Below are 25,899 nucleotides of genomic sequence, written 5' to 3' on the forward strand. Positions count from 1 at the left end.
AATCGGGTTCAAACCGCGTACGAATAGGGACTTTCAATGCACCCCACCTCAAAGCCCCGTGCCTGCTTTGGTGTTTCCTTGCTACTGGCCGCCGTAACGGGAGTACTCAGCGCGCCCATTTTGGCGCAGGAAAAATCCGTGGATGACTCAGCACAGGGCGAAACCCTGAGCCCTGAGGCCAGCCCGGCGAAAAAAGGCGTCTATCTGTCGGAATGGTTCAACCAGGATCTGACACTGATCGGCAGTAAAGACATCAGCTTCGGCCCCAAGCCCCAGGATGATGTCTACCTGGAATACGAGTACTTCGGCCGCAAGGGGCCCTTCGAGTTGTACGGCTACATCGACGTGCCGAAGATCCTCGGCATCGGCAACAGTAACGACAAAGGCGCGTGGGACCATGGCTCGCCGGTCTTCATGGAGCACGAGCCGCGTATCTCCATCGACTACCTGGCCGGACGCAGCCTGGCCATCGGCCCGTTCAAGGAATGGTATGTGGCGTTCGACTGGATCTACGACCACGGCAGCAATAAAGCCAACCGCGCCAACACCCTGTACAGCGGCCTCGGTACGGACATCGACACCCATTCGCGAGTCAACTTGTCGGCGAACTTCTACGGGCGTTACCAGTGGGAAAACTACGGCGCCAGCAATGAGTATTCCTGGGATGGCTACCGCGCGCAGATGAAATACATCGTGCCCATCGGCAAGTTCGACAACGGTGCGTCGCTGACCTATATCGGTTTCACCAACTACGATTTCGGCTCGGACCTGCACAAGGACAACCCGGCGCGCACCGCCAACGCCCTGGTGGCAACCAACGTGCTGCTGTATTCCTTCACCCACCTGCGCTTCACCCTGGTCGGTCGTTATTTTCATAACGGCGGCAACTGGGAAGATGGCAGTGAGTTGAACTTCGGCGAGGGTAACTTCCGCGCCCGCTCCGACGGCTGGGGTTATTACGCCGGCGTGGGCTACCAATTCTGATCAAGGAGTATTAGATGAATACATTTACCCGTCTTTCGCTGGCCGTCGGCCTTGCCCTGCTGCCCCATGTAGTGCTGGCTGATTCTGCTGCCCCCATCAAGCCCAAGGTGATGCTGATCACCATGTTCGCCCCCGAGGCGCAAACCTGGATCGACCGCCTGGAACTCAAGCAAGAAGTGCGCGTGCCGGGCCTGTCCGCCGAATACCCGGTGATCCGCTGCAACACCCGGGACGTGTGCCTGCTGGTGACCGGCATGGGCCAGACCAACGCCGCCGCGTCCACCCTGGCCCTGGCGTTGTCGCCCAAGTTCGACCTGCGCCAGAGCTATTTCCTGATTGCCGGGATTGCCGGGATCAGCCCGAAACACGGCACCATCGGCACTGCCGCCTGGGCCCACTACCTGGTGGAGTTCGGCACCCAGTGGGAGCTGGATTCGCGGGATGCGCCCAAGGATTGGCCGACCGGCTACCTTGGTATCAACACCAAGGGGCCCAACGAAAAGCCGCCGCTGGACTACAAGACCGAAGTGTTTGAACTGAACCCCAAGCTGCAGGCCAAGGCGTTCGCCCTGTCGCACACAGTCGAACTTACGGAAAGCAAAGAGTCCGCCGCCTGGCGCAAACACTACCCCGCCGCGCCCGCCAACCAGCCGCCGCAAGTCACCCGCTGCGACACCCTGGCGGGCAATACCTGGTTCTCCGGTACGCGCCTGAGCGAACGCGCCGAGGTGTGGACCAAGTTGCTCACGGATAACAAAGGCGAGTACTGCACCACCCAACAGGAAGACAACTCCACGTACGAAGCCTTGCTGCGCGCCAGTCGCGAGGGGTTGGTGGACATCCAGCGCCTGGCCGTCGTACGTGCCGGTTCGGACTTCGACCGCCCATACCCCGGCTACAGCGAAGTCGACAACCTGCTCAAATACGCCGACCAGGGCGGGTTCGTACCGGCGCTGGAAAACCTGTACCGCACGGGGAACCCGCTGGTACAGGCGATCCTCAACAACTGGTCGGCCTGGAAAAAAGGCGTTCCAGAAGCCTAGTGCCGCTCAAAAAGTGTCAAGGCAGGAAGATGATTTTGTCCGCGCTGCCTTGGTTCACCTCCCCATAGCATTGCACCCCATCGACCAGCGCCACCTCGCGCAGGCCGGTGGGCAGCGGCAACAAGCCTTCGTCGAAAAAACGTCCGAACTGCTCCAGCATCACCGCGCACTGCTCACAGTTGTAGAGCAATGAATTGATCCCCACCACCGAGCCGCCCTTGCGATACAGGGCCAGGGCCGGCAGTTGTACGTGACCGTCCACCGGCGCGGCAATGATCGCGATGCGACCGAACGGCGCCAGGCCTGCCACGGCCGCCGGCAGCCAGAAACCGGTGGTGTCGAAGATCACATCGGCGCCGCCCTTGAACACCGCATTGACCTGCGCGCCCAGCGCCTCGGGCTTGCCCAACGCAATCGCGTCGAACCCTTGCCCCTGCAATACCTCGACCTGATCAGCCTTGCGCACCGCTGCCAACACCTGCGCACCCAGGACCCTCCCCAAGGCTAATGCCGCGCTGCCCACCGCCCCATTGGCGCCGATCACCAGCAAGCACGTGCCTTTGTCCACGCCACTGCGCTGCAGCGCATCCCAGGCCGTGGTGTAGGGCACACCCAGGCTGGCGGCCTGGGCAAAACTCAGGTGGGCAGGTTTGTGCGCCACGCCTTTGGCCGACACGGTGAGGTATTGGGCGTGGGAACCGTCGGCGAAAAAGCCCAGGTCGCGACCGGTGCCCCAGACCTCCTGCCCCACCAGCGCCTGCGGACCTTGCACCACCACGCCGGCGAAGTCGCGGCCAGGTATGCGCGGCACGGTGGTGTAGGGGAAACGCCCGAGTACGTTCTTCACGTCGCTGGGGTTGAGGCCCGCCGCCTTGATCCGTACCAGCACTTGATCGGCGGCCGGCACCGGCGTCGCGACGTCGACGAAGCTCAGGGCGGCAAGGTCGCCAGTGGTGGAAAATTGCAGTGCTTTCATTGCCAGTATCCATCGAAGGGAGAAAAGGAATCAGGACAACCAACCGCTGACCAACTGCCGGCCCATGGGCCAGAGTTTTTCGCCGAGCAGCATGCCCATCAGGCCCACCAGCGCAATGGCAGGCGGTGCGGGCGAACGGAAGTCCAGCGCGCCGTAGATCACGCCGACAAAGAGGCCAATGGCAAGGGAGATCAGGTAACTCATGGGGGCGACGCCTGTTGGGTTGATGGGCTTAGTGTAGGGAGCCCATCCCGGCAGCATCGGCCAAGGGCTTCAGGATTTCGGCCAACTCACGTACTGGGAAGGCGCCATCCCCAGTTCACGCCGGAACATGTCGCTGAAACTGCTCGGCGAATAGCCCAGGGAACGCGCGACAGCACTGACCGACTGGCCCTGGATCAGCTCGGCCACCGCCGTGGCCAATTGCACCTGGCGGCGCCATTCGGCAAAGCCCATGCCCAGGTGGTGCTGGAACAGTCGCGCCAAGGTGCGCACGCTGGCACCTGCCGCTTCCGCATGCTGCTCGAAAGGAATCTCCAGGGACGGCGCCGCCATGACCGCCTGGCACGCGCTGATCAGCCGGCGATCGGCCTCCACCGGCATGGCGATACGGATCTGCGAGCGGCGTGCCCGTTGCAACTCCAGCAGGGCCAGGCCGACCAAGGCGGCGTAATATCCCTCGTCACCGCTGTCGCCCTGTTCCACCAGCGTGACGATCAACTCACGCAGCAGCCCACCGACTTCAATCACTTGCACCTGGCTGTCCAATGTCGCCGCCAAGGCCGGACGCAAGTAGATATTGCGCATCTGCAAATCCGACACCACCCGGATGCCGTGCTCCACGCCCGGCGGCAGCCAGACCGCGCGCTGGGGCGGTACCACCAGGGCTTCACGAGGCGTCTCGACCCACATCACGCCGCTCATGGCATAGAGCAATTGGCCCCAGTCGTGGCGATGGGGCTCCACGTACAGGCCACGCGGGTAGGTGCGCGCCAAGGGTTGCACGGGGACGGCATGATCACTGAGGTCGGGGGGTGCGGCCAGGGCCATGGGGAGCACATCTATCGGGAGTCAGCCGCCATGGTAATGACCACCGCCGGACAATCCGAGTGAATTTTTGCCGCCGAGGGCGATCACTTGCTTACACCACCAGGGTTGAGGGGCCAATGAATAACGCAAAACTGTTTGTGATCGACTACACCCTTCATGAGGAAGCCAAGTCATTCATTATTCGTCTGGAAAAGCTGGATACCTTGGAGGCCTGGCATTGGGCAAGCTGTGACGCCGGCGTGGGCCGTATCGGCCGTTTCGCCCGCGAGCGGGTGAAGAAAACCAGCCAGGAACAGGCCGAGAAATTCGGCATAAAAAACGTTCAATGGCGCCGCTCGGATGCGCGCGCCCAGGCTTGATCAAGGAGAAATGAGCATGGATTCAATCAACGGCAAGGCGCGCATCGATTACACCCGGGACACGTTGTTCGGGCCATTGGCCAAGCATGTCGAGTGCCAGGTGAGCGTGCAGCATAAGCCCGGCTGGCTGGTGCTGAAGGTGTTCCAGCCGCTGCCGGACGATTTGCATGATGCGCAGACCCTGGTGCTGGCCCTCGAAGGTCGACGAACCAGCGGCGTGGTAAAAGACAGCCGGCGCTTGTCCGACCACAGCCTGCGCCTGGAGCTGGAACCCCAGTAATCGATACGCAGGGAGCCCGCTATTCAGGCTCCCTGCGAACGTATTCAGCCTTTAGCCGACTTGGCGCACTCGCACCCCGTCGCCGCCGCACAAGGCTCGCCATGGGCATGGTGCTCGGCGCAGCCCTGGCAGCAATAGCCCTTACCGTCCTTCATTACCGCATCGACGCCCAGCACACACTTGCAATGTGGGCAGGCACAGGTTTGATCAGGCATGGCCAGACTCCTTCTTCATGGTCGTCCGGTGCGGCGGTTGCCGGCACCTTAAGCAGTGACTGCCAGGCCTCGGCGATGGTTCAAACCATCAGTCGGTGCGCGTATTGCTGCGGTACATGAACACCAAGGCCAGAGCCAGACACACCATCGCCAGGATGCGGCTGCTCGACAGTTCGACAGCCGGGTTGCCCAGCCAACCGAAGTTATCGATCAGCATGCCCATGCCCAATTGCCCTGTGATCACGGCCACGGTTGCCACTGCAGTACCGACCACCGGCACGGCCCCGACCATCACCATCATGTACACCACGCCGAACAATGCACCGGTCAGTTGCCATTTGGGCACGTCCAGCAGGCTGAGGACCTGGGCCGGTTCGAAGAAGAAAATCAGCAACGCGGTGGTGAGCGCGCCCACTGCGAACGTCAGCAGACTGCTGCGCAACACGCCCACCGCCTGGCCGAGACGACCATTGATTGCCGCCTGCACACTCAGCACCGCACCGGCAGCAATCACCAGCACCAATAACAGAATCAGATTCATCGCCTTACCCTCGTGCAATCAGAACAAGTGCCGCCACAATCAACGCCAGGGCTATCCAGCGCTCGCCATTGACCCGTTTGCGTGCGGTGCCGAACCAGCCGAAATGGTCGATCAGCACGCTCTTGCCCACCTGGCCGGACAAAATCGCGATCATGGTCATGGCAATACCGATGTGCGGCGTGGCCAGGGTCAGCACCACCACATACATCGGCCCCAGGAACCCACCGATCAGTTGCCAGCGCGGCAACTCGGACAACGCCGGGCCCTTCTGCGGGCCGCTGAACAGCAGCAGCAAAAACAGAATCGCCGAGCCGACGCCGAAGATGCTCAAGGTTGCCCATAAATGTCCCACCTGGACGCCCAATGGCCCGAGCAACCCGGCCTCCACCGACAGGCCCATGCCCGCCAGGATCACCAGCGGCAACAACAGCAACCGTAAAAGGCTGTTTTTTGGCCTGGCTTGCGCCACACCCTCGATAGAACTGGCCTGCATACATCACCTGCGCGTCAATAAAGGAAACATGGCGCGCATTATCCGGTGGCCTGCCTGTGCGATAAATGGGAGTATGCCGACAACACCTTTGCGCACTACGCACAACCCGGAGGCCTGATGCAGGGCTTGAATGAATTGAGTTTCAAGGCGCTGCGCCTGTTCGTCGCGGTGCTGGATCACTGCAGCTTTTCCGAAGTGGCTCGCCGCGAAGGCCTGGCGCCCTCCTCCATCTCCCGGCAGATCCAACTGATGGAACAGGCCCTCGGCCAGCAGTTGCTCTACCGCCACACCCGCGCGGTGAGCCCCACCGAAGCCGGGCGCCTGCTGGGGCGACACGCGCGCTTGATGCTCGAACAGCTGGAAGCCGCCGGCCAGGCCCTGCAGGAACAGGAAAGCGAACCCAGCGGCCTGGTGCGCATCAACGCGCCGATGGTGTTCGGCCAGCGTCACCTGTCACCGTGGCTGGGCGAGTTATGCCGGCGCTACCCGAAGCTGCAACTGGACATCCAGCAAACCGACACCTTCGTCGACCCGCTGCAAGACGGCACCGACCTGCTGTTCCGTATCGGCGTGCTCAACGACTCCAGCATGCAGGCACGCATCTTCGCCCCCCAGCGCTTTCGCCTCGCCGCCAGCCCCGCCTACCTGGCCCGCCAGGGCACGCCCCAGCACCCCGAGGAACTGCTCCATCACCAGTGCCTGGCCTACAAGGGCATCACCGGCCAGCAACGCTGGTTCTTCCGCAAAGGCCAGGGCGACTGGACACCCTACAGCGTCAAGGGCCCGATCACCGGCAACCACGCCGACACCCTCACCCACGCCGCCGAACAAGGCCTGGGCCTGGTGGTGTTTCCGTCCTGGCTGATCGGCGAAGGCCTGCGTGCTGGCACCCTGCAAGCGGTACTGACGGAATATGAAGTGGCGACCACGCTGGAGCCGCAGCAGATCGCTGCGCTGTGGCCGGGGAGCCGACGACTGTCCCTGAAGGTGCGCACGGTGATCGATTATTTTGTGGAGTGTTTTGGGACGGTGCCGTATTGGGATCGATGAGCGGTTGAGGAATTTTCCGAGTAGTAAAAGTAGGCTCGGTCTGATTTAACGGGCCACTCTATTTTGGACCGGGTGCATTGGGGCAGACTTTGGCGATGTCTTTTTGGAGAGATGCCATGGTTTTCATGTACCCAAAGCCGTCGCGCGCTGAACGTGTGGCGGCAACCAGCGGTCGGCTCGTCTTGGATAGCTCACCCAGTTTTGGCTATATTTGGCCAAAATACGCGGAGCACCTCATGATTACCGTACCCTTGGGCGAAGCAAAGAATAACCTGTCAAAACTGGTGGATGACGCCGCCGCCGGCAAAATTATCACCATTGCCAAGCATGGACGTGCGATGGCGCAACTCGTCCCCGTGGGGAAATCCAAAGGTCAGCGAATTGGCGCGATGAAAGGAAAGCTCGTTGTCCCCGAGGACTTTGATGCGCCCCTGCCAGCCGATCTGCTGGATGCGTTTGAGGGCAGCCATCCATGAGGGTGCTGCTGGATACCCATGTTCTGCTCTGGGCACTGACTGACGACCCGAAGCTATCCAGCAAAGCCCGACGACTGATCGAGAATGCCGCAGAGATCTACGTCAGCGCGGCAACCTTCTGGGAAATGGCGATCAAGGTCGGCCTTGGAAAACTCGATGCAGACCTGGACGAAATCCGGGAATACTGCCTTGAAAGCGGTTTCGTCGAACTGCCCATCACCTCGGAACACGCGATTGCCGTCAAGGATCTTGAGCCTCATCACAAAGACCCTTTTGATCGGCTTATCGTAGCGACAGCCATCAGTGAACCGATGAGACTATTGACCGCCGACACGCAGATTGCCCAGTACACATCCTTGGCAATCCTGGTATAGCCCGCACCCACGGCCTGGAACTCAGAACACCCACTGCCCAATCAACCACGCATTGGCGCCACTGATCAGCGCAAACAGAAACCACGCCAACACCCGAGTGTGCAGGCGATTGACGAACGGCCCCATCAGCTGCTTGTCGCCGGTCATGCGGATCAACGGGTACAACGCAAACGGCAACTGCAGGCTGAGCACCACCTGGCTGAGGATCAGCAGCTTGCCAATGGCCTGGTCGCCCATCAACCACACCCCGAGAAACGCCGGGATCAGCGCCAGCCCACGGGTGATCAGGCGGCGTTGCCAGCAGGGAATGCGCAGGTTGAGGTAGCCCTCCATGATCACTTGCCCGGCGATGGTGCCGGTAAAGGTCGAGCTTTGCCCGGACGCCAGCAAGGCGATGCCGAACAGGATGCTGGCAAAGGCGCCGCCCACCAGCGGGTCGAGCAAGCGGTAGGCGTCCTGGATCTCCACCACCTCAGTGTGCCCCGTCTTGTAGAAGGCGGAGGCGGCGAGTATCAGGATCGCGGCGTTGACCAGCAGTGCCAGGGCCAGGGAGCCAATGGTGTCGATCCGGGCCAGCTTGACCGCGTCCTGTTTGCTGGCGAGGTCTTTGCCGATCAGGCGGGTTTGCACGATCGAGCTGTGCAGGTAGAGGTTATGGGGCATCACCGTGGCGCCGAGAATACCGATGGCCAGGTACAACGGCGCGGCATCGCTGATGGCCGACAGGGATGGGGTGAAGCCACTGAACACATCCGGCCAATACGGTTTGATCAGCACCAGCTCAATGAAGAAACACACGCCGATGGTCGCCACCAGCGCCAGCATGATCGCCTCCAGGCGGCGAAAACCACGGTTTTGCAGGGCCAGGACCAACAGCGTATCGAAGGCGGTGATGACAATACCGGTGGTCAGGGAAACGCCCAGCAGCAGGTGAAACGCCAGGGCGCAGCCGAGTACTTCGGCGAGGTCGGTGGCGATGATGGAGATTTCCGCCAGCACCCACTGGGTGCGTGCGGAGCGTTTGCTGTAGCGCTCACGGCACAGTTGCGCCAAGTCCTTGCCGGTAGCGATACCCAACCGCGAGCACAGGCACTGCACCGCCATCCCCGCCAGGCTGGCGAGCAATACCACGAACAACAGGCTGTAGCCGTAGCGCGACCCGGCTTCGATGGCCGTGGCCCAGTTGCCTGGGTCCATGTAGCCGATGGAGATCAGCAGGCCGGGGCCGGCGAACATCAGGATGCGCTTGAAGAAGGACGCCTTGGGGTCAACGGCAACGGAGCCGGCCACTTCCGGCGGGCAGAATGGAGCGGTAGCGATTTTCGGCAGGCTGAATTTCACGCGGTATCCCAGGCAAACATACTCGACAGGGGCTCAGCTTATCAGTCGGACGCAACCGTGCGCATCACCGTCTCCCGAGGCAGGTCAAACGCCTCCACGACCTGTACCACCAGGTCCATCTCCTGGTTCAAGGCTTCACGCTCCATGCGCTGGCGAATCACCCCGATCACCAGCACGGCCAGGGTGGTGATCGAGTACGCCGGGCCGGAAAACGCCCGTACACCGCTCACCAGCAACATCGCCGCCGCCAACGCCTGGCCGACCACCGGGATCGCGGAGGCCGCACCACGACGCAGGATAAACCCGGTCAACCCGGCCAGCGCCGTGCCGCTCAACGCCGTAGTGGCTGTTCGGCCGACATCGAAACGGCTGAACAGACCCAGCTCCTTTTGCGCCGCCGCCTTGAGTTCAGCGTCGAATACCTGGCGGTCGGCGTGGCTGAGTTTGTCCTTGTACTGCTCGAGCAGTTTTTCCGCGACCTGGGCTTCGAGGTCAGCCAGTGCCACCGTTTCAACGGGCTCGGCAAACTTGATTCCCAGTCGCTGCGCCACCTCTTCGGCAATCTGCCGATAGTTCACGCCATGGCCACGGGCAAGGTTCATAAAGCTGTCGCCGCCCATGCGCTGCAACTCGATGGCCAGCTTGAGCGGCTCGCGTACCGTGGCGTCAATCGACGCACTGCGCTTTTGCGCCATCAATTCGGCCAGGAACGCCAGCTCCTCCGGCCGCGCCTGCACCAGGGCCGCAAGCAAGTCGGTGTCCTCTTCGGCAAAGCGTACCTCGCTACTGCGCTGGTCGGCGCGGATCACGCCGCGCCGCTCATGCAAGAGGTCGGTGTACTGCACCACGGTCTGCAACTGCGGCCAGTACGCGGCATGATCAAAGGTAGCCAGGTGCACATTGGTAACCTTGGCCTTGAGTGCCGGCGTCACCGGGATCGCATACCGGCCGATGCACCGCTCGGTGTCCGGCTTCATGGCCAGGGCCCAGTCCTTGCTGGAGTGGCAATTGATCACCCGCCCCTTGAGCGGCGCACACACCTCATCCCAAGGGCTGGACGTACAGATCGCTCCGCCCATCAACAGCAGGTTGTCCAACGGCAGTTCCCGTGCGGTATCCGGGCTGGCAAGCAGGCTCTTGACCAGAATCCGCGCCCCCAGGGAATGCCCGATCAGGTTGATACGCCGCACCTGCAGCGCCTCGCCATGCAGGTAGCTGGCCAGCTCCGGCAGTAAGCTCCTGGCCACTTCCTCCACCCGCGCCTCGACGCTTTTGTAGTGGTCGAGAAAATAGGCAATCGCCTTGCCCACGCCGACGGTCGCGGCACCGATGCTGCCACCACCCAGCATCGCGGCGATCACCTCCTTGAAGGGCGCAAACAGGTTTTCCAGAAAATGCCCCGCCGGCCAGAACAGCATCAGGTTGGTCGAACCCTCGATACCCGCCAGCTGTTGCTTGAAATTGCCCAGCTGTTGCCGGTTAAAGAACGCCGAGTAACCGTGAACATAGAGATTGAGCACATCGCCCTGAGGCTCGCCGCACAATACGAACGTGGGCTTGCGGGTGCGGTGCATTTCATCCCACTGGTGCTGCATGGGCCGGTGACTCCTGGTAACGAGGGACGGCGATAATAACAAAGGGAGGCCTGTAGAACGGTGAATCCTGACCGGCGTGGCGGTCGCGAAGGCTCAGAACTGCGCCGCAGCCTTTGATTTGGCCAGGTAGCGCGCCGGCGAATCCCCCAGGTTGCGCCGGAACACGGAGGTGAATGCACTGGAACTGCTGAACCCCAATTCGAACGCGACATCGGTGATGGACGTGCCATGGCTTAGCCGTGCGGTGGCTTCCAATAGGCACACCTGCTGGCGCCAGGACACGAACGTCATCCCCGTGCCCTCGTAGAAATGGCGGGTGAAGGTGCGCCGACTCATGTTCGACCAATCAGCCATCTCGTCGAGGGTGATTTTCTGCGTGGGCGCATCCAGGAAGCGCTGACACGCTCGTGCCAGCCGCGGCTCGCACGGCAATGGCGCGCTGAGTGGCAGCTCGGGCATGGCTCCGATTTCATCAATCAACAGCGTCAGCACGCAGTGATGCCTCACGCTGGGTAATGCCGAGGAGTCGATAGCCAGCGCCGCCTCCAGTAAATGCCTGAGCAGGGGCGACACTTCAAACACCTGGCAGCGGTCCTGCAACCGCGCCCGCTTAGCGGCATCGGTGTCCAGGTAGGTATTGAGCATCACCACATCCCCGCGCATATGCATTTCATGGGGCACACCACCCGGCACCCAGATCGCCCGTTGCGGCGGTACCACCCAGTTGCCGAGATCGGTGAACATTTTCAGCGCGCCGGTGGAGGCATAGGCGAACTGCCCACGTGAGTGCGTGTGCCGCTCAAAGACGGTGCCGCAAGGGTATTCGCGCAGCGTTACCACGGCTTCTGGGCTGGCGGAATCAAAGGTCGGAATCATGGCCCGATTCTGTCAAAAGATGGCCTTGCATAGCAAGCGGGCCAACCCGCCACTCCCCTAACATCAACGCCCTCGAAAAAGCGTCATGACCAAGGGAACATTCCATGCTGAAAAAACACCTGGCGCTAGCCGTGCTCGTCACCCTGGTATGGGGGGTGAATTTCCCCATCACCAAACTCGGCCTGCGCTCGGTCGACCCTTTTGTCCTCACGGGCATCCGCTTTTCCCTCGCCGCCCTGCCGCTGGTGTTCTTCATCAAGCGCCCCGCCGTCAAATTCAGCTACGTGGCCGCCTACGGCGTCATCTTCGGGCTGGGCATGTGGGGCGTGATCAACTATGGCATCGAGAGGGGTGTGAGCCCCGGCATCGCGTCATTGATCATTCAACTCAGCGTATTTTTCACAATGGGCTGGGGTTGCGTGTTGTTCAGGGAAACACTCCGCGGGACGCAAATGGCGGGTGCATTTATGGCCCTGATCGGCCTGGCAGCTATCATCTCCACCCGAGAAGGCAGCCACGCAGTGCTGGGTGTGATGTTGATCGTACTCAGTGCGCTGGCCTGGAGCGTGGGTAACGTCATCATCAAGAAGTCGGGGGTCACTGAGGTCTTCTCGTTCATGGTGTGGGCCAGCCTGTTTCCGCCGATCCCGTTATTTCTCATGGCTTGGCTGATGCATGGCAGCGCGCCGTTCGAAGGCTTGCAATCCAGCCTCGACATCATTGCGATCCTGTCCATTCTGTTTCAGGTGTACCTGGCGACGCACTTTGCCTACTGGGGCTGGAACTCGCTGCTCAAGCTGTACCCGGTGTCCACGGTGGCGCCACTGTCGTTGTTGATTCCGGTGTTCGGGATCAGCAGTTCGATGCTGCTGATTGGCGAGCGCGTTCCCGCGCCAGACCTGATCTCGATTGCGATCATCATCGTCGGCCTGGCCGTGGGTTTATACCGCAAGCCGGTGTGAACCGCCCGCCGCCAGACACACACTGGCGTGTTGTCCCCTCAAACGCAGCAAAAACACAATTTTCGAAAGGTAAAAAGCGCTCTAATACCCTCCTGTCGATTGGTTTTAAAGATCCTGGAGTTCGCAATGCCCCATGAAGGCAATCTGTTACAAGCAGCCGTGGTGTTCCTGCTCGCCGCCGTGCTGACCGTGCCCCTGGCCAAGCGCCTGCAATTGGGCGCGGTGCTGGGCTATCTCTTTGCCGGCGTGATCATCGGTCCGTCGGTGTTGGGCCTGATTGGCAACCCGCAAAGCGTCGCGCAGTTCTCCGAACTGGGCGTGGTGTTGCTGCTGTTTATCATCGGCCTGGAGCTGTCGCCCAAGCGTTTATGGGTGATGCGCAAGGCGGTATTTGGCGTCGGCCTGGCCCAGGTGCTGCTCACCGGCCTGGTCATGGGAGCGGTGGCGTTGTGGTTGTTTGGCCAGTCGTGGAACAGCGCAATCGTGCTCGGCCTTGGCCTGGCGCTGTCGTCCACCGCGTTCGGCCTGCAAAGCCTGGCCGAGCGCAAGGAGCTGAACCAGCCCCACGGGCGCCTGGCGTTTGCGATCCTGCTGTTCCAGGACATCGCCGCGATCCCGTTGATTGCCATGGTGCCGCTGCTGGCCGGCAGCGATCATCCGACCACCGAAGCCCAGGGCCTGCAACACGTCCTGCAGATCCTCGGCAGTATTGCCGTGGTGATCATCGGCGGCCGCTACCTTCTGCGGCCGGTGTTTCGCATCGTCGCCAAGACCGGCCTGCGCGAAGTGTCCACCGCCACCGCCCTGTTGGTGGTGATCGGCACCGCCTGGCTGATGGAACTGGTGGGTGTGTCCATGGCCCTCGGCGCCTTCCTCGCCGGCCTGCTGCTGGCGGACTCGGAGTACCGCCACGAACTGGAATCCCAGATCGAGCCGTTCAAGGGCCTGCTGCTGGGGCTGTTCTTTATCAGCGTGGGCATGGGCGCCAACCTCAGCCTGCTGCTCAGCTCACCGCTGGTGGTGATCGGCCTGACCCTGCTGTTGATCGGTTTGAAGCTGCCGCTGCTGTACGCCGTGGGCCGCATGGTAGGTGATCTCAACCGCGAAAGCGCCCTGCGCCTGGGTGTGGTGCTGGCGGCGGGCGGTGAGTTCGCCTTTGTGGTGTTCAAGATCGGCCGCGACCAGGGCCTGTTCGAACCGCACCTCTACGACGTGCTAGTGCTGACCATCACCCTGTCCATGGCCGTCACCCCGCTGTTGCTGCTGGTCTGCCCCAAGCTGTTCAAGCCCAAGGTCAAGCCGGTGGAAGTACCGGAGGAATACCGCACCATCGAAAGCGATGCGCCGCGCGTGGTGATCGCCGGCATGGGCCGTATGGGCCAGATCGTCGCGCGGATCCTGCGCGCGCAGAACATCTCCTTCATCGCCCTCGACACCTCGGTGGAAACCATCGAGCTGACCCGCAGTTTCGGCGGCATGCCGGTGTTCTACGGTGATCCGCAACGTCCGGAGATCCTGCACGCCGCCAAGGTCGACCAGGCCGAGTTCTTCGTGATCGCCATGGACGACCCGGAGATCAACATCAAGACCGCCGAACTGGTGCGCAACCTCTACCCGCACATGCAGATCATCGCCCGTGCGCGTAACCGCCAGCACGTGCACCGCCTGGTGGACCTCGACGCCTCGCCGGTTCGCGAGACCTTCTACTCCAGCCTGGAAATGAGCCGTCGCACCCTGGTGGGCCTTGGGTTGACCCAGGCCCAGGCCGATGCCCGCATCACCCGCTTCAAGCACCACGACCTGCAAGTGCTCGCCGCCCAGCACGCGGTGTACGACGATGCGGCCAAGGTGATGCAAACCGCCCAGGAAGCCCGGGCGGAACTGGCGCGACTGTTTGAGATGGATCGGCTTGAGGAAGAGTCCGACAAGGTGTGAGGCTAAGGGCGAACGATATTGCGAATTTTCTGACAGAATGTGCCGCAATCTCGTTCACCCCTGGAGCGCTTCATGGCCACGTTCACCAAGACCGCTATCCTGCTGGCCCTCGCGCTGACCGCCGGCAGCGTCTTCGCCGCCGCCAAGCCGGCCACGCAAACCATTTCCACCTTGGGCGGTAAGTTCAACTTCAATCTGCCCAAGGCTTACGCCGCCGACACCCTCCCGGCCGGCAAGGCCGAGGACGGCACCGCTGATACCCAAGGCACGATGTACGCCAACCAGACCACGAAAAGCGTGGTGATCGTCGCCGAAACCGTGCGTAACGACGGGGTGAGCATCAAGGACAACGACCCGCAGTTCCTCGATGGCGCCGTGGCCGGCTTCGTCAAGGACCAGAGCGCTGCCCTGCCCGACTTCAAGAAGCTGAGCGAGAAGAAACTGACCTTCAAGGGCCTCGGCCTGCGCCAGGTGGACAGCACCGCCACCCAGGGCGGTGGCAAGACCTTGAACTCCACGTTTCTCGGCGGCTCCGGCAACCACTTGCTGGTAATCCAGGCGATCTCGCGGGCCGATGATACGAAGGGGCATGCAGAGCTGGTGAAGCAGATTACCGGCGGCAAATAACAAAGAGTCCTGACAACGCCCATCAAATGTGGGAGGGGGCTTGCCCTAATGCCAGTCAGTTAAGCGTACATCGCCTCCTGTAGGAGCGAGCTTGCTCGCGAAAAACGTCAACGATAACGCGTGCTTCCTGAATGAACGCGGCGTCTGTGAGTTTTTCGCGAGCAAGCTCGCTCCTACAAAAAGCCTTAGCTGACTGGCATTAGGGCAAGCCCCCTCCCACCTTCATTCAGCGCGCTCACTTCAAATTTGTTTCCAGCCACGCTTTCAAGTCCTGCACTTCCGCCTCACTGACCGTGTGGTTCATCCCCGGATAGCCATGAAACTCCGGCTTCAACCCAAGCCCCACCAACACCTCATTCGCCCGCGTCGCCGACGCATACGGCAGTGCCTGGTCCAGGGTGCCGTGGCCGATAAAGATCGCCAATTTGTTCAAGCGCTCATCCGGCTTCAGCTCAGCCTTGAGCACCGGCAGCACGCTGCCACTCAATGCCGCAATGCCGCGCACCAGCTGCGGGTCGCGCAAGGCCACCTCATACGACATGATCGCGCCCTGGCTGAACCCCACCAGGAACACCCGGTCAGGCCGGGTGTGATACTTGGCGGTGGCTTTGCCGACAAAGTCCTTGATCAGCTTGGCGCTGCTCTGCAAATCAGCGGTCACACCATCGTAGTCACCGTCACCCGGCGCCTTGGTAAACCAGCGAAAGCCATTCGGCTGCACCGGCGTCGGCGCACGGGCCGACAGGTAGGTCCAGGTGGACGGCAGCGCGTCCTTGATGCCAAACAGATCTTCCTCATTGCTACCGAACCCGTGCAGGAAAATCACCAGCGGCTCGTTGCGCGCATCGCCCTGGGTCTGTTCCAGGTACGCCAGCGGCAAATCGGTGTGCAGCTCGGAATCAGCGTGGGCAACGCCGGCCACCAGGGTCAGTGCGAGGGCAAGCAGTTTGAGCATGGGACGTTACCTCAGGGTTTGCGCAACAAGTAAGTGTCCATGATCCAGCCATTCTCCAGGCGCGCCGCCTTGCGCACCCGTTCGATCTCTTCAGCCACTTCACTGACTTTGCCGCTGATCAGGATCTCGTCTGGCGTGCCCAGGTAAGCACCCCAGTAAATATCCAGGTCCTGATCGGCCACCGTACGGTAGGAATCTTCCGCATCGAGCATGACCACCAGGGTATCGGCATCGCTGGCCTGCCCCGCCGCCAATCGACGCCCGGTGGTGATCTCGATGGACTTGCCGATACGGTTCAACGCCACCTTATGCTGGGCCGCCAGGGCCTGCACGCTGGTGATACCGGGGATCACTTCGAATTCAAAGGCGCAGCGGCCACTGGCCAGGATCGCCTGCAAGATGCGGATAGTGCTGTCGTACAGCGCCGGGTCGCCCCAGGCCAGGAACGCACCGACTTCACCGTCGGCCATTTCCTCGTTGATCATGCGCTCGAAAGTTGCCTGCTTGTCGCGGTTGAGGTCCTGCACAGCAGTCGTGTAGTCGATCTCGCCACGTACGCGCTCGGGGCACTCGGCCTCGACAAAGCGGTAGCCAGGTTCGGTGATGTAGGTCTCGCAGATCTCGCGGCGAAGGTCGATCAACTTGTCCTTGCTCTGGCCCTTGTCCATCAGGAAAAACACGTCGGTGCGGTTCAGCGCTTTCACGGCCTGCATCGTGATGTAGTCAGGGTTGCCGGCGCCAATGCCGATGATCAGGATGCGTTTCATGGGTTGCTCTCATTGCGGGGCGTGGATTTTGCCATGTTCACGCACTCAGGCGTGAGTTTCCAGGCGCAAGCGCCACACCGTGTTGAAGCGCAGTTCGGTAGCGGACAGGGGCTCGACATCGATCCGATAGAACATCGACACCGGAAACTGCATGACGTGCAACATCGCCGCGCGGATCACAAAGGGATGGGTAATGGCCACCACGTGCCCGGGTTGCGCCTCAAGCGTTTTCATCCACGCCGCGACCCGCGCGCAAATCTGCTCGACCGACTCGCCACCGTGGGGCGCACGGGTGCTGTGGGTCATCCAGTCCATTAACGCATCGCTGCGTAACTGACTGATGGCCTGGCCCTTCCAGTCGCCAAAGTCGCCATCGCGCAAGGCCTCTTCAATCACCGCCTGACTGCCGAACAATCCTGCCGTTTGCCAGGCGCGTGCCTCGGGCGCGCACAGCAGACGCGTTTTCTTCTTATAGCGCCCGGCCAGGGACAGCGCCGCCGCTTGCCAATCCATGACCACGGACTCGTTATCGGGAAAACGCCCGTACTTTTGAGCGGGTGTGGCGGCATGGCAAATGAGGCTCAAGCGGGAGGCCTGCATCACTGCTCACTCTGCATCGGGATAGCGCCTCGTATAAACCTGATACACACGTGCGGAACCGCCGAGTTTAACCATACCACTCCCTACAAGCCACGCGTCATACGTCGGACGCAGCAAAGTGCAATTACGGTGTCGTTATTTCCCTGCCCATTACGAGAAAACCTCATGATTATCACGCCCCAGGCGATTGTCGTACAGCCGCACCCGGTCTCACAGGAGGCCGGTCAGAACAATGGCGCGTCAGAACATCCAAGAGCCAAACGATCACTTACTCAAACTGTCACACAGTGGCCTGTGAATCCGCAGCCCTCCCCAACGGATGCACGTTTTCAACGCATCCAGAAACAAAGCAAACACCTTGTGGAGAAAAGCGACAGTGAAATGGCAAGCCAGTATTGCGCCGCATTGATGTTGCTGGAAAGTCGCAAAAAGTCCGTGATAAAAAACGGTGGTCAACTTCCAACGATCACTGACATTCCACCATTTTCCACCTTCGGCCAGGCGTGGGCACTCTTCGCTCAAGCACTCACTCAAGAGCCGTTTGCACGCTATGCCAAGGAAAATAACATCGATATTTCCACGATCAGATGGTTCCCCCACGCGGATGATATGGAATGCAGTATCAATGGCAAAATTCAACTCTTCTCGAGCCATACGCCCGGCTGGAAAGAAGCCAGCGCAGGTGTTGCAGCGGCGGCAAAAGAAGTAGCCGCCGGTCGACTTGAATCGTTTCGGTACACCGGCGCACGCAACGCGCCCATTGACGTGGTGAGCAACTTCTATGGCGAAGCCTTCTCGAACTTTCCAAACGACCTGCCCAGTGCGATACGCGACTTGCAGTACAACAATAAATTCAAAACCCTGATGCCCTTAAACGGCCCACTTACGCCGCAAGCCACGCGCGTCAGGACGGCACAAGCCGAAGTAGAGAACGCCATCGCCATGGCAACCTATAACCACACCAGGGGGGTAGCTGACGCAAACCGCACACCGACACCTTCGGAACGTGTCGAGGAAGCCGACCGGGAACTGGCGCGCATGCTCAGCAGGCTGGTGACAATCAAAGCCATGAACCCCCGCGCCGACGCGACCAAGGGGGTCCTCATCGGTACCCCTGAAGATTCGTCCTATGTACAGGCAGCACAAGCCTATAAAGAGGCGCTCTCCAGCGACGCGTTCAAGCGCTTCATGCAAGCACACAACCTGGATATCGAAAGTGTAGTGATCCATTCGGATGGGCGTCTGTCTGCCTGGGGGCCAGACTCAGACGGACGCATCAAATGGCTCACACTTCCCGCTGAACATAAACAGTGGGCAGCCCTTCAACCTGCCATCTTGAAAGTGGCCCGCGAGATAGGAGGTAGCGGGCCGATGGCCTTGCCGAACTACAACTACGGAGACTATCTCTACCCGATAGCGGGCATTATGGAATTTTACGGCGTACGCGAACATTACGGCTCACCGCAGTGGGCCGAACAAAACGCGGGGCTCATTCGCGACGGTTTCCCCGCCCTGCTCAAAGACAATCCTCCGAACGACGCCGCCTCCCTTGTGGTTCGCGAACGCCAACAGGTAGCCAAACAGCGCGTGGCGCGCAGGGAAGGACTCCCAGTTCCCAGCTTCGCCACTCCCACACCGCCGTTCAGACGCAACCTGGTCGATGCGGCCATACCCACGCCGCCCGCCCCGCCGACCGTTGGGCCCGTGAACACCATCGGCCAGCGTCTGTTTGAAGGGGAACCGAACATGCAAGCAGTGGTAGCCGGATTGCTCAAGGACGCCATCAATAAGGCATCCCCCTCATTGAATGTGGATGTCCAGCAGTTGGCCTTCGCCGTCCCCGACCCGGCAAATCCCGGTCAATACCTGGAAATACCCCTGATGGAACTGGCGATTAACCACATCGCCGGCGCTGACGCTCCCGTGTTCAGCAGTGACGGCAAGTTTGTCGACACTCGTGCGGACGTGCAGGCACGTACAGGCGATCCTGCGGGCACCGCGCTTGACATCGATAAATCAGCGCTCCAACAGGCGATCAGCCAGTTACCCGGCAAGCTGAACGAAGCGCTTCAGACAGCCAAACTCGATTATTGGGGCAAGCCACCTTTCAACGAACCGGCCCCTGGTTTAGGCGCCGACACGGCGGTGAGTGTCACGCCCATTTTCGCCGGAGATCGTCGGTTGATGCTCAGTGAACTGATACGTAGCAACCTGCGCCTGGCCAGCCTGAAACACCCTGGGCTGGATGACTTGCAACGCGAAACCCTCGACATGGCGGTAAGGTATCCCCAAGGATCGACACGTCCCAAATTGGCTGACGGCTCCGAAGTGATCGTGTATAGGTTCTCCAGCACTGACAGTAGTCGTCCCGATACCCCGCAATATCTAACCCCCAACCTGGTCATGGAACGTAAGGTGGCGGGACGTACGATCGTGCTGGTGTGCGAGCCAAGCGGCAAGGTAACCCCCTATGCCTCGTTGGCCGCAGTCAAACAGGCCTGGGACCAAAACCTGAAAACACAACAGCCGACCACAACGTTCAGCACCGCCCTCACCCAATTGGACGTGAATGCGTTCTACATCCAAGCAAGCATTATTATCAACAGCAAAGCAGCGGATGCAGTCACCACCGACTCCACACTGCTCGACTCGCAGCCTCCTGGGCAGCCCCAGAACAAGATGTCCGACTGGATAAAAAATACCTCCGATGCCAACCGCTTCATCCTGCATGAGCTCACCATGGAACTGGCGGGCTACATGCATCGCAACAACGAACACACCTATAACAGCGGTATCCCGGATATCCGCACGTATACCCAGAACCAACTGAATGCGCTGTCACCGCCCCCCGTCCCTTATGACATCAATGATGTAGAAGTGCTGTTTCACACGCCGTATGGCGGCACGGGGGCCGGGTTCGGATTCGGAGCCATCCAGACCACTAAAATGGCCCTGAGCGACGCGTTCATCCAGAACCTTGCTGGATTACCTGGCGGTAGCATAGAGGTCCGCCACAAACCAACGGGAACGCTGATACCGGCGCTGGGCAAAGAAGGCGCCCTCAAAGCGTTGATTGAAAAAGTCAACGTCGGAAAGAACTACCCAGACTTGCTTAAACGCGAGTTGCTGGATGACCCTGCAAAAAAAGCAGAACGTCAGCTACGTTTTGTGCAACAAGTACCGATTGAACTAAAGATGAAGGCGCTGGAGTTGACCGCCAAAGGCGCGTCTGGTTTCGATAACGCCATGGGGTTTCGTTACCTTCAAGCGGTACTTGACCCCACTCCCGGTACCAAGTCCGTCAATGGCAATGAAATCACGATGCGCCCATTGGCATTCGTGCCCGAACCTGGCGCATCGCCTGACATCGTCGAGAACATGTACCTGATCGAACCCAAGGACAGCACCGTCGGTCCGCATGTTCTCTATCGCCCGCTGATGGCCGATGCTCCACTGATGCAGTTTCCTTCTCGCAAGGCATTGATGGAGGCCATCCAGAAACCCGGAAAGTTACAAAACGATATTCTGGCCTGGATGCCCGATGAAACGACCCGCACAGTCTATGCCCACGGTGGTTTCAGCGAACCTCACCTGCACCGTAACAGAGTGTTTATTGATGACTTCACTATACCGAGCACACCGGCGGCCCCCACACTCGCCACCACCGGCGCCGGGATTGATGACATAGGGGCAAAACTGCAAGCCGGGCAACTGATGAGCCACCTGTACGAGGCTAACGCCAAGACCGTGACAACGCTGGCCGAACAGCAAACGGTGTCAAACGCGGAAAGTCGCTGGGCAACCCTGAAAGAAGGTGGGTTTCTCGTCCTCAACGCCGTCTTGCCCGCCCTTCGCGGCCCCGCAGCCGTCATCGGCCTGGCGTTGCAAACTCAGGGAATCCTTGGCGATATCGAAACCCTGGCCAATGAAAAGGACGGCCACAAGGAAGCCGCCGTTACCGATCTGTTGACCAACCTCGCAATACTGGTACTTCACTTACGTACACGCTCTCCAGGCTCAGCATCTGCGGCACATTCAAACTCAAGCAATACCGTCGGCATGTTGCCCGAAGTTGCGCGATCGCCAATAACGAACAATATCGTGGCGTTGGGAGGGCGCATCGAAAACGTCAAGGCCATCGATGGTGGCGTTCAAACTTTTGAAGATGTCTACAACGGTGAAAAACGCATAAATATTATCGGGCATGGATATGAGCCAGAACCGGGCGAACCGACAAAACTAATGGGCGAAGGTGGAAGAAAACTATCAGCCAGCGACATATATTTTGAGCTCTTGAGCCGAGGCATCGACATTAAAGACTATAAAGCAGCGCGTATCCTCACCTGCTACTCCGCAAATGGAGGTGATAAAGCTCTCGCTACCGATCTACATGAAGTTACAGGCGTACCGTTCAAAGGCTTTGAAGGAAAAGTGTACTCAGGCTTTGCACTGGGCACTCACCCCCAAGACGTATTCAATGATTTTGTAACTGACTTTACAAAAGAGTTTCCTGCACTATCTAAAGATGAAGTCGACACACTCGCAGGCCTTACGATGCAACAAAAATATGTCCAAGACTACACCAGCGCCACGGCGAGCAAGCCACACGGCAAGCCGATACAGATAAATATCGGAACCACTGAAGAACCCGTGGTTGCGACAGTCGAGACAAATTACAAACCTTCTCGTTTCGGGCCACCAAAAGTCAAACTATCCCCCAGCGATCCCAGCTTCATCCCCACGCGACAAGATGCGACGATACGCAGCTACGATGACTTCCGAGACTTTGAAAAACTATCAGCGCCCGAACAGAAGGCCCAGAGTATTCTGATGATCCCGTCTGAAAATAAACAATTTGAATTTTTCATTGATGGATCGGGCAAAAATCCAAATAACCGATTAAATATCGTGGGGAGTGAAGTCACCCTAGACACATTTGAAGGGTCCTTGAATGAAGCCACCTCTCAGACGCCGGAAAGCCTTGCCACACTGATCGCCCCGGTGCGCGACAAAACAAAATCCACCTCACTTAGATTGCTCGTCGATAAGGCTGCCCAGACGGCCTTCCCCCAGAAGCTGGCCAATGCCACTGGCCTGACCGTAGAGGCTCCCATGGGTAACGTCCCTTTCTTTGAAGTCACAGAAGGCAGGTACTGGCTGATGCGCGATTCTCGAAGTGAAGTGGAGCCAGCGGTAAACGAGTGGAAAACCTTCACACCCGAGTGAGGGGTGCGCACGGCCGTCGCCGCCTTAACGGTGGCGGCAGCCCGCCCAGCCTCCCAGAGCAGTGAACGGCTCGATTTGCAAAGCTGTTTCCACTAATCAAACCACTCCCGCCGCCCCTCGAACGTACCGACGATCAACTCGACGATCATCTGCACCGCCTCGGGGTGGCGCACCTGCGCATTCACCGCCAGCCACACCTGGCGCTGCATGCTGTCCTCGGCCAACAACCCCGGCAACGCCACCAGCCCCCGGTCGAAGCTGCTCATGTAGTGCGGCAGCAAACCGATGCAGGCGCCGCAGCGGATCATCTCCAGCATCAGCGAATAGGCATGCACCTGCACCACCGCCGCCTGGCGTTGTTGCACCACCTGGTTCCACGGCTGCAGCGCCTCGACCTGGGCGTCCGGCTGCCATTGCACCAGCATGTAGTCAGCCAGGTCTTCCACGCTGTCCGGGCGCGTGGTCAGGCGTGAATAGCGCTTGGCGATATGCGGCAGGTACCGCAATCGCGCCAGCGCCCGCGGCGGTTCGGTGACAAAGCTCGGGCCGGGCACCGGGCCGTCGGTGTCCGCCAGCCACAGCACCACATCCACGTCCACCGCCTGCAGGGACAGGTGGCTGTCGAGGGAGATGATCTCCAGGCGCACGCTGGCATTGCGGCGCAGCAAGGCGATCAGGTCGCGGCCGAGGATGTCGTGCAGGATCGGCTCGGCCACCGCCAGGCGAATCAGCGGCTGTTCCAGTACCGGCAGGCGCCGTTCATGGGCCAGGGCGATCAGTTGGGCCTGCAATTGCTGGCCGTCGCGGCTGAGCACCAGGCCGTTGCCCTGGTAGCTGAACAGCGCATGGCGCAGGTGCTCCTCCAGCTGGGCCAGGCGCTTGCGCAACAGGGTTGCCTTGATATTCAGGCTGCGCGCGGCCTGCATGAAACAGCCGCAGCGCGCACTCACCAGAAAGTAGCGGGCCACCTCCGGGTCGATCTCGCTGGCCAGGGCCAGCCAGGCACTGCGTGGCTCGGTAGGTGCACGGTAAGCAGTGGGCCCCTGTGGGGCAGACGGTTCGAGAAATGCCATGGGAGACTCCCTGTCTGGTTGGTCTGTGCATCCAATGCGGGTTGAGGCGTGTTACTCCAGCACTTTGTTCAACTCGGCGCCGTCGATACTCAAGGTCGCGGTGTTGAGCATGCCTTCCAGGTAGGCCTTGGCGATCTGTTCCTGGCGCTGGGCGCGCAGGGCCTGGGTCAGGCGTTCACGCAGCTCGTCCAGGGTGGCGGTGCGCGCCGGTTGCTGGCCGATGAGCTTGAGCACATGAAACCCGGCCGGGCTCTGCACCACGTCCGAGACCGCACCGACCTTGAGCCGCGCCACCGCGCCGCGCACCTCCGGCACCAGTTGCTGCAACGGCTGCATCCCCGAATCGCCACCGCGCGCGGCGCTGTCGGGGTCCTGGGAAAACTGCGTGGCCAGGGCGGCAAAATCAGCCGGTGCGGCCTGGGCCTTGCGGCTCAGTTCCTGGGCCTGGCGCCGTACGGCATCGAGGTTTTGCGGGTCATTCACCGCGAGGAAAATCTGGCTCACCTGGTACAACGGCGGCGTCACCCATTGCGCCTTGCCGCTGTCGTAGGCCTGTTGCAACTCGGCGGCGCTGGGGTAGTCGGCCGGTACCTGGCTGACCGACAGCATGTAGTCGCGAAACACGATCTGCTCGGCGGCGGCGCGGGTCTGCTGCTCCACCTCCGGGCGCTGGCGCCAGCCCTGGGCATCGGCCTGTTCAAGCACGGCTTTTTGCGCCAGGCGTGAGCGGATCCAGGTTTCCAGGGCGCCACGGTTGCCGCGCAGTTGCTCGCGGGATTCGGCCGGCAGGCTGGCCAGCACGCTTTTCAGCTCCACCAGGTCGATCTGCTGGTTGCCCAGGCGCGCCACCGCTGGCCCGCTCGGCGCGGGATTGATCACCGGCGCCGGTTGCTGCGCCGCCACCGGGTCGCTGCCCGGTCGCAGGCTCAACGCCACGGCCACCACCAGCACAGCCAGCGCCCCCGCGCCGAGCATCAGGGTTGGCTTTTTCACAGCACCGCCGCCTCTTCACCCACCGCGGCAGCCTGCAACTGCGCGGCCTGCTGGCTGTACTCACGCAGGTAGACGATAAACTCCTGCAACAGGCGATCCCACAATTCCAGCTGGCTGCGCAGGTGCGTGACGCCAACGCCGGCCACCACCACGTCCATTTCCATCAACAGGAACTCGCCCTGCACCGACAACCGTGCAAAGCGCCGCGAGGCGTTCCATACCGGGGCCAGGCCCTCGGGCAACTCGCCCTGTACCCGCAGCGCGCAGCTGTAGGTGAAGTCCACATAGCTGCCCTGCTCCGCCGCCGGGTTACCGAAGCGCACGGCAAAGCCGATGCCCTGGCTGGCGCTGAGCAACTGCACGATGCCGTTCTGTTCGCTCTGGTTAACCCGGTAGCCGGCGCCCTGCAACAGGTCGGTGAGGCTCTGGACGGTGACGCTGGTGATCAATTCGCTCATGGTGATCTCTTCCTTGTCTATCAGTGATTGGCGGCTGCCTGGGGCGCATCAAAACGGCTCTTGTACAGATCGTCGCCAAAACCCTGGGCCAGTTCCTCGAACTTGACCCGTGCGCTGCTGGCGAACGGCTGGCGAATGCTCATCACCTCGGCCACATCGATTTTTTCGTAGGCCGCGAGCAACTGCTGGGCCACGCCGTACATCTGTTGATTCTTGACTGAACATTGCTGCACTTGTGTGTCACGTTCGCTTAAGGCCGCCTGCAGGCGCGCGCGCTCGACTTCTTTACCCTTGGCCAGCACCAGCAATTCGTCATAGGCCTTCTTGAACTTGCCGATCTGCTCGTTGCTCGCCGCCACCTGGGCCTGCGCCTGGCTGTGCAGGCTCTGTTGCTGGCCGGCCAGTTGCTCAGCCATGCCACGGGCCTTTTCCAGCTCGGCGGTCAATTGCTTGATGTGCGCCTGGGCCTGTTTGGCCTGGTTTTCGGCGGCCAGCCGTGCGGCACTGGCCTGGGCCTGTTCGCTTTGCAGCGCCTGCAATTGCTGGGTGGTGCTGCGCAGTTGCGTACGCAGGCGCTCCTCCATGCCTTCGGCCGACGCGCCGGTACTCACCAGCAGCAGTAACAGCGCGCAGATTCGTGTATTCATGTG

General features: G+C 60.8%; 27 protein-coding genes. 11 read left to right on the plus strand and 16 right to left on the minus strand.

The features are described from left to right. Positions 1–36 precede the first annotated feature (36 nt). The gene (locus PspCFBP13509_RS28580) at positions 37–984 is read left to right on the plus strand and encodes a nucleoside-specific channel-forming protein Tsx (RefSeq protein WP_065949036.1); all 948 of its coding nucleotides are present in this window, start codon (positions 37–39) and stop codon (positions 982–984) included. Between the two features lie 14 nt (positions 985–998). Beyond that, a complete protein-coding gene (locus PspCFBP13509_RS28585) occupies positions 999–2,027 on the plus strand; it encodes a purine-nucleoside phosphorylase (RefSeq protein WP_065949037.1) in 1,029 nt (342 codons plus the stop codon). Positions 2,028–2,043: 16 nt separating this feature from the next. Here the strand turns inward: PspCFBP13509_RS28585 and PspCFBP13509_RS28590 are convergent, their stop codons facing one another. The 3 genes from PspCFBP13509_RS28590 to PspCFBP13509_RS28600 all read right to left on the minus strand — a co-directional run bounded on the left by PspCFBP13509_RS28590 (position 2,044) and on the right by PspCFBP13509_RS28600 (position 4,053). Then, on the minus strand, positions 2,044–3,003 hold the full coding sequence (locus tag PspCFBP13509_RS28590) for a quinone oxidoreductase family protein (RefSeq protein ID WP_065949038.1): 960 nt from the start codon (positions 3,001–3,003) through the stop codon (positions 2,044–2,046). Positions 3,004–3,033: 30 nt separating this feature from the next. Next, a complete protein-coding gene (locus PspCFBP13509_RS28595; protein WP_017849167.1) occupies positions 3,034–3,207 on the minus strand; it encodes a DUF1427 family protein in 174 nt (57 codons plus the stop codon). A 69-nt stretch (positions 3,208–3,276) separates the two neighbouring features. Further along, complete coding sequence (locus tag PspCFBP13509_RS28600) at positions 3,277–4,053, minus strand: AraC family transcriptional regulator (RefSeq protein ID WP_065924389.1); 777 nt, start codon at positions 4,051–4,053, stop codon at positions 3,277–3,279. A gap of 116 nt (positions 4,054–4,169) precedes the next feature. Here PspCFBP13509_RS28600 and PspCFBP13509_RS28605 point away from each other — a divergent pair, with 116 nt between their 5' ends. Next, positions 4,170–4,412 (plus strand): DUF6555 family protein, encoded by a 243-nt coding sequence (locus tag PspCFBP13509_RS28605; RefSeq protein ID WP_065924388.1) that lies wholly within the window; start codon positions 4,170–4,172, stop codon positions 4,410–4,412. A gap of 16 nt (positions 4,413–4,428) precedes the next feature. After that, on the plus strand, positions 4,429–4,692 hold the full coding sequence (locus PspCFBP13509_RS28610; RefSeq protein ID WP_027607511.1) for a hypothetical protein: 264 nt from the start codon (positions 4,429–4,431) through the stop codon (positions 4,690–4,692). Between the two features lie 44 nt (positions 4,693–4,736). Here PspCFBP13509_RS28610 and PspCFBP13509_RS28615 read toward each other — a convergent pair whose 3' ends face one another. The 3 genes from PspCFBP13509_RS28615 to PspCFBP13509_RS28625 all read right to left on the minus strand — a co-directional run bounded on the left by PspCFBP13509_RS28615 (position 4,737) and on the right by PspCFBP13509_RS28625 (position 5,941). Further along, complete coding sequence (locus PspCFBP13509_RS28615) at positions 4,737–4,907, minus strand: metallothionein (RefSeq protein ID WP_074846300.1); 171 nt, start codon at positions 4,905–4,907, stop codon at positions 4,737–4,739. 88 nt (positions 4,908–4,995) lie between these two features. Continuing rightward, positions 4,996–5,448, minus strand: coding sequence for a DMT family transporter (locus PspCFBP13509_RS28620; protein ID WP_065924387.1), 453 nt, complete (start codon positions 5,446–5,448; stop codon positions 4,996–4,998). Between the two features lie 4 nt (positions 5,449–5,452). Next, positions 5,453–5,941: a DMT family transporter gene (locus tag PspCFBP13509_RS28625; protein WP_027607513.1), complete on the minus strand. Its 489-nt coding sequence runs from the start codon at positions 5,939–5,941 to the stop codon at positions 5,453–5,455. A 117-nt stretch (positions 5,942–6,058) separates the two neighbouring features. Here PspCFBP13509_RS28625 and PspCFBP13509_RS28630 point away from each other — a divergent pair, with 117 nt between their 5' ends. The 3 genes from PspCFBP13509_RS28630 (at position 6,059) to PspCFBP13509_RS28640 (ending at position 7,841) form a co-directional block, all read left to right on the plus strand. After that, complete coding sequence (locus tag PspCFBP13509_RS28630; protein ID WP_137213015.1) at positions 6,059–6,991, plus strand: LysR family transcriptional regulator; 933 nt, start codon at positions 6,059–6,061, stop codon at positions 6,989–6,991. Between the two features lie 116 nt (positions 6,992–7,107). Beyond that, positions 7,108–7,467: a type II toxin-antitoxin system Phd/YefM family antitoxin gene (locus PspCFBP13509_RS28635; protein WP_235865582.1), complete on the plus strand. Its 360-nt coding sequence runs from the start codon at positions 7,108–7,110 to the stop codon at positions 7,465–7,467. Continuing rightward, a complete protein-coding gene (locus PspCFBP13509_RS28640) occupies positions 7,464–7,841 on the plus strand; it encodes a type II toxin-antitoxin system VapC family toxin (RefSeq protein ID WP_065924386.1) in 378 nt (125 codons plus the stop codon). The genes PspCFBP13509_RS28635 and PspCFBP13509_RS28640 overlap by 4 nt, the downstream gene beginning before the upstream one ends. Before the next feature lie 21 nt (positions 7,842–7,862). On the opposite strand, the gene PspCFBP13509_RS28645 is transcribed toward PspCFBP13509_RS28640, so the two are convergent. The 3 genes from PspCFBP13509_RS28645 to PspCFBP13509_RS28655 all read right to left on the minus strand — a co-directional run bounded on the left by PspCFBP13509_RS28645 (position 7,863) and on the right by PspCFBP13509_RS28655 (position 11,653). Beyond that, positions 7,863–9,182: an Nramp family divalent metal transporter gene (locus tag PspCFBP13509_RS28645; protein WP_065924385.1), complete on the minus strand. Its 1,320-nt coding sequence runs from the start codon at positions 9,180–9,182 to the stop codon at positions 7,863–7,865. Between the two features lie 41 nt (positions 9,183–9,223). After that, positions 9,224–10,777, minus strand: a complete 1,554-nt coding sequence (locus PspCFBP13509_RS28650; protein ID WP_065924384.1) for a DUF726 domain-containing protein — start codon at positions 10,775–10,777, stop codon at positions 9,224–9,226. 93 nt (positions 10,778–10,870) lie between these two features. Then, on the minus strand, positions 10,871–11,653 hold the full coding sequence (locus tag PspCFBP13509_RS28655) for an AraC family transcriptional regulator (protein WP_065924383.1): 783 nt from the start codon (positions 11,651–11,653) through the stop codon (positions 10,871–10,873). A 104-nt stretch (positions 11,654–11,757) separates the two neighbouring features. Here PspCFBP13509_RS28655 and PspCFBP13509_RS28660 point away from each other — a divergent pair, with 104 nt between their 5' ends. The 3 genes from PspCFBP13509_RS28660 to PspCFBP13509_RS28670 all read left to right on the plus strand — a co-directional run bounded on the left by PspCFBP13509_RS28660 (position 11,758) and on the right by PspCFBP13509_RS28670 (position 15,177). Beyond that, on the plus strand, positions 11,758–12,615 hold the full coding sequence (locus PspCFBP13509_RS28660) for an EamA family transporter (RefSeq protein WP_137213016.1): 858 nt from the start codon (positions 11,758–11,760) through the stop codon (positions 12,613–12,615). Positions 12,616–12,741: 126 nt separating this feature from the next. Continuing rightward, positions 12,742–14,550: a monovalent cation:proton antiporter-2 (CPA2) family protein gene (locus PspCFBP13509_RS28665; protein WP_065949041.1), complete on the plus strand. Its 1,809-nt coding sequence runs from the start codon at positions 12,742–12,744 to the stop codon at positions 14,548–14,550. Between the two features lie 72 nt (positions 14,551–14,622). Then, positions 14,623–15,177 (plus strand): hypothetical protein, encoded by a 555-nt coding sequence (locus PspCFBP13509_RS28670; RefSeq protein WP_065924380.1) that lies wholly within the window; start codon positions 14,623–14,625, stop codon positions 15,175–15,177. Between the two features lie 235 nt (positions 15,178–15,412). Here the strand turns inward: PspCFBP13509_RS28670 and PspCFBP13509_RS28675 are convergent, their stop codons facing one another. From PspCFBP13509_RS28675 to PspCFBP13509_RS28685, 3 genes are read right to left on the minus strand one after another with little or no spacing between them, the layout of a single operon-like run. Then, positions 15,413–16,132 (minus strand): alpha/beta hydrolase, encoded by a 720-nt coding sequence (locus PspCFBP13509_RS28675; RefSeq protein WP_074846284.1) that lies wholly within the window; start codon positions 16,130–16,132, stop codon positions 15,413–15,415. A gap of 11 nt (positions 16,133–16,143) precedes the next feature. Beyond that, the gene (cobF, locus tag PspCFBP13509_RS28680) at positions 16,144–16,899 is read right to left on the minus strand and encodes a precorrin-6A synthase (deacetylating) (protein ID WP_065924378.1); all 756 of its coding nucleotides are present in this window, start codon (positions 16,897–16,899) and stop codon (positions 16,144–16,146) included. Between the two features lie 45 nt (positions 16,900–16,944). Continuing rightward, a complete protein-coding gene (locus tag PspCFBP13509_RS28685) occupies positions 16,945–17,499 on the minus strand; it encodes a histidine phosphatase family protein (RefSeq protein ID WP_065924377.1) in 555 nt (184 codons plus the stop codon). Positions 17,500–17,664: 165 nt separating this feature from the next. Between PspCFBP13509_RS28685 and PspCFBP13509_RS28690 the strand changes: the two genes are divergently transcribed. Beyond that, a complete protein-coding gene (locus PspCFBP13509_RS28690; RefSeq protein WP_137213017.1) occupies positions 17,665–22,725 on the plus strand; it encodes a dermonecrotic toxin domain-containing protein in 5,061 nt (1,686 codons plus the stop codon). A gap of 92 nt (positions 22,726–22,817) precedes the next feature. Here PspCFBP13509_RS28690 and PspCFBP13509_RS28695 read toward each other — a convergent pair whose 3' ends face one another. From PspCFBP13509_RS28695 to PspCFBP13509_RS28710, 4 genes are read right to left on the minus strand one after another with little or no spacing between them, the layout of a single operon-like run. Further along, positions 22,818–23,798, minus strand: a complete 981-nt coding sequence (locus PspCFBP13509_RS28695; RefSeq protein WP_065939816.1) for a LysR family transcriptional regulator — start codon at positions 23,796–23,798, stop codon at positions 22,818–22,820. Positions 23,799–23,849: 51 nt separating this feature from the next. Further along, positions 23,850–24,791, minus strand: a complete 942-nt coding sequence (locus PspCFBP13509_RS28700) for a peptidylprolyl isomerase (RefSeq protein WP_074846275.1) — start codon at positions 24,789–24,791, stop codon at positions 23,850–23,852. After that, positions 24,788–25,249, minus strand: a complete 462-nt coding sequence (locus PspCFBP13509_RS28705) for a YbjN domain-containing protein (RefSeq protein ID WP_074846272.1) — start codon at positions 25,247–25,249, stop codon at positions 24,788–24,790. The genes PspCFBP13509_RS28700 and PspCFBP13509_RS28705 overlap by 4 nt, the downstream gene beginning before the upstream one ends. Before the next feature lie 20 nt (positions 25,250–25,269). Then, on the minus strand, positions 25,270–25,896 hold the full coding sequence (locus tag PspCFBP13509_RS28710) for a DNA repair protein (RefSeq protein WP_065924372.1): 627 nt from the start codon (positions 25,894–25,896) through the stop codon (positions 25,270–25,272). Positions 25,897–25,899: the final 3 nt, after the last annotated feature.

Origin of the sequence: Pseudomonas sp. CFBP13509, from assembly GCF_005233485.1 — a bacterium.
In the GTDB taxonomy this organism is placed as follows: Bacteria; Pseudomonadota; Gammaproteobacteria; order Pseudomonadales; family Pseudomonadaceae; genus Aquipseudomonas; species Aquipseudomonas marginalis.

Bases quoted from the DNA above. Each gene is read 5' to 3' on its own strand.
- PspCFBP13509_RS28580 (WP_065949036.1), top strand. From the start codon at position 37: ATGCACCCCACCTCAAAGCCCCGTGCCTGCTTTGGTGTTTCCTTGCTA.
- PspCFBP13509_RS28585 (WP_065949037.1), top strand. From the start codon at position 999: ATGAATACATTTACCCGTCTTTCGCTGGCCGTCGGCCTTGCCCTGCTG.
- PspCFBP13509_RS28590 (WP_065949038.1), bottom strand. From the start codon at position 3,003: ATGAAAGCACTGCAATTTTCCACCACTGGCGACCTTGCCGCCCTGAGC.
- PspCFBP13509_RS28595 (WP_017849167.1), bottom strand. From the start codon at position 3,207: ATGAGTTACCTGATCTCCCTTGCCATTGGCCTCTTTGTCGGCGTGATC.
- PspCFBP13509_RS28600 (WP_065924389.1), bottom strand. From the start codon at position 4,053: ATGGCCCTGGCCGCACCCCCCGACCTCAGTGATCATGCCGTCCCCGTG.
- PspCFBP13509_RS28605 (WP_065924388.1), top strand. From the start codon at position 4,170: ATGAATAACGCAAAACTGTTTGTGATCGACTACACCCTTCATGAGGAA.
- PspCFBP13509_RS28610 (WP_027607511.1), top strand. From the start codon at position 4,429: ATGGATTCAATCAACGGCAAGGCGCGCATCGATTACACCCGGGACACG.
- PspCFBP13509_RS28615 (WP_074846300.1), bottom strand. From the start codon at position 4,907: ATGCCTGATCAAACCTGTGCCTGCCCACATTGCAAGTGTGTGCTGGGC.
- PspCFBP13509_RS28620 (WP_065924387.1), bottom strand. From the start codon at position 5,448: ATGAATCTGATTCTGTTATTGGTGCTGGTGATTGCTGCCGGTGCGGTG.
- PspCFBP13509_RS28625 (WP_027607513.1), bottom strand. From the start codon at position 5,941: ATGCAGGCCAGTTCTATCGAGGGTGTGGCGCAAGCCAGGCCAAAAAAC.
- PspCFBP13509_RS28630 (WP_137213015.1), top strand. From the start codon at position 6,059: ATGCAGGGCTTGAATGAATTGAGTTTCAAGGCGCTGCGCCTGTTCGTC.
- PspCFBP13509_RS28635 (WP_235865582.1), top strand. From the start codon at position 7,108: ATGGTTTTCATGTACCCAAAGCCGTCGCGCGCTGAACGTGTGGCGGCA.
- PspCFBP13509_RS28640 (WP_065924386.1), top strand. From the start codon at position 7,464: ATGAGGGTGCTGCTGGATACCCATGTTCTGCTCTGGGCACTGACTGAC.
- PspCFBP13509_RS28650 (WP_065924384.1), bottom strand. From the start codon at position 10,777: ATGCAGCACCAGTGGGATGAAATGCACCGCACCCGCAAGCCCACGTTC.
- PspCFBP13509_RS28655 (WP_065924383.1), bottom strand. From the start codon at position 11,653: ATGATTCCGACCTTTGATTCCGCCAGCCCAGAAGCCGTGGTAACGCTG.
- PspCFBP13509_RS28660 (WP_137213016.1), top strand. From the start codon at position 11,758: ATGCTGAAAAAACACCTGGCGCTAGCCGTGCTCGTCACCCTGGTATGG.
- PspCFBP13509_RS28665 (WP_065949041.1), top strand. From the start codon at position 12,742: ATGCCCCATGAAGGCAATCTGTTACAAGCAGCCGTGGTGTTCCTGCTC.
- PspCFBP13509_RS28670 (WP_065924380.1), top strand. From the start codon at position 14,623: ATGGCCACGTTCACCAAGACCGCTATCCTGCTGGCCCTCGCGCTGACC.
- PspCFBP13509_RS28675 (WP_074846284.1), bottom strand. From the start codon at position 16,132: ATGCTCAAACTGCTTGCCCTCGCACTGACCCTGGTGGCCGGCGTTGCC.
- cobF (WP_065924378.1), bottom strand. From the start codon at position 16,899: ATGAAACGCATCCTGATCATCGGCATTGGCGCCGGCAACCCTGACTAC.
- PspCFBP13509_RS28685 (WP_065924377.1), bottom strand. From the start codon at position 17,499: ATGCAGGCCTCCCGCTTGAGCCTCATTTGCCATGCCGCCACACCCGCT.
- PspCFBP13509_RS28690 (WP_137213017.1), top strand. From the start codon at position 17,665: ATGATTATCACGCCCCAGGCGATTGTCGTACAGCCGCACCCGGTCTCA.
- PspCFBP13509_RS28695 (WP_065939816.1), bottom strand. From the start codon at position 23,798: ATGGCATTTCTCGAACCGTCTGCCCCACAGGGGCCCACTGCTTACCGT.
- PspCFBP13509_RS28705 (WP_074846272.1), bottom strand. From the start codon at position 25,249: ATGAGCGAATTGATCACCAGCGTCACCGTCCAGAGCCTCACCGACCTG.
- PspCFBP13509_RS28710 (WP_065924372.1), bottom strand. From the start codon at position 25,896: ATGAATACACGAATCTGCGCGCTGTTACTGCTGCTGGTGAGTACCGGC.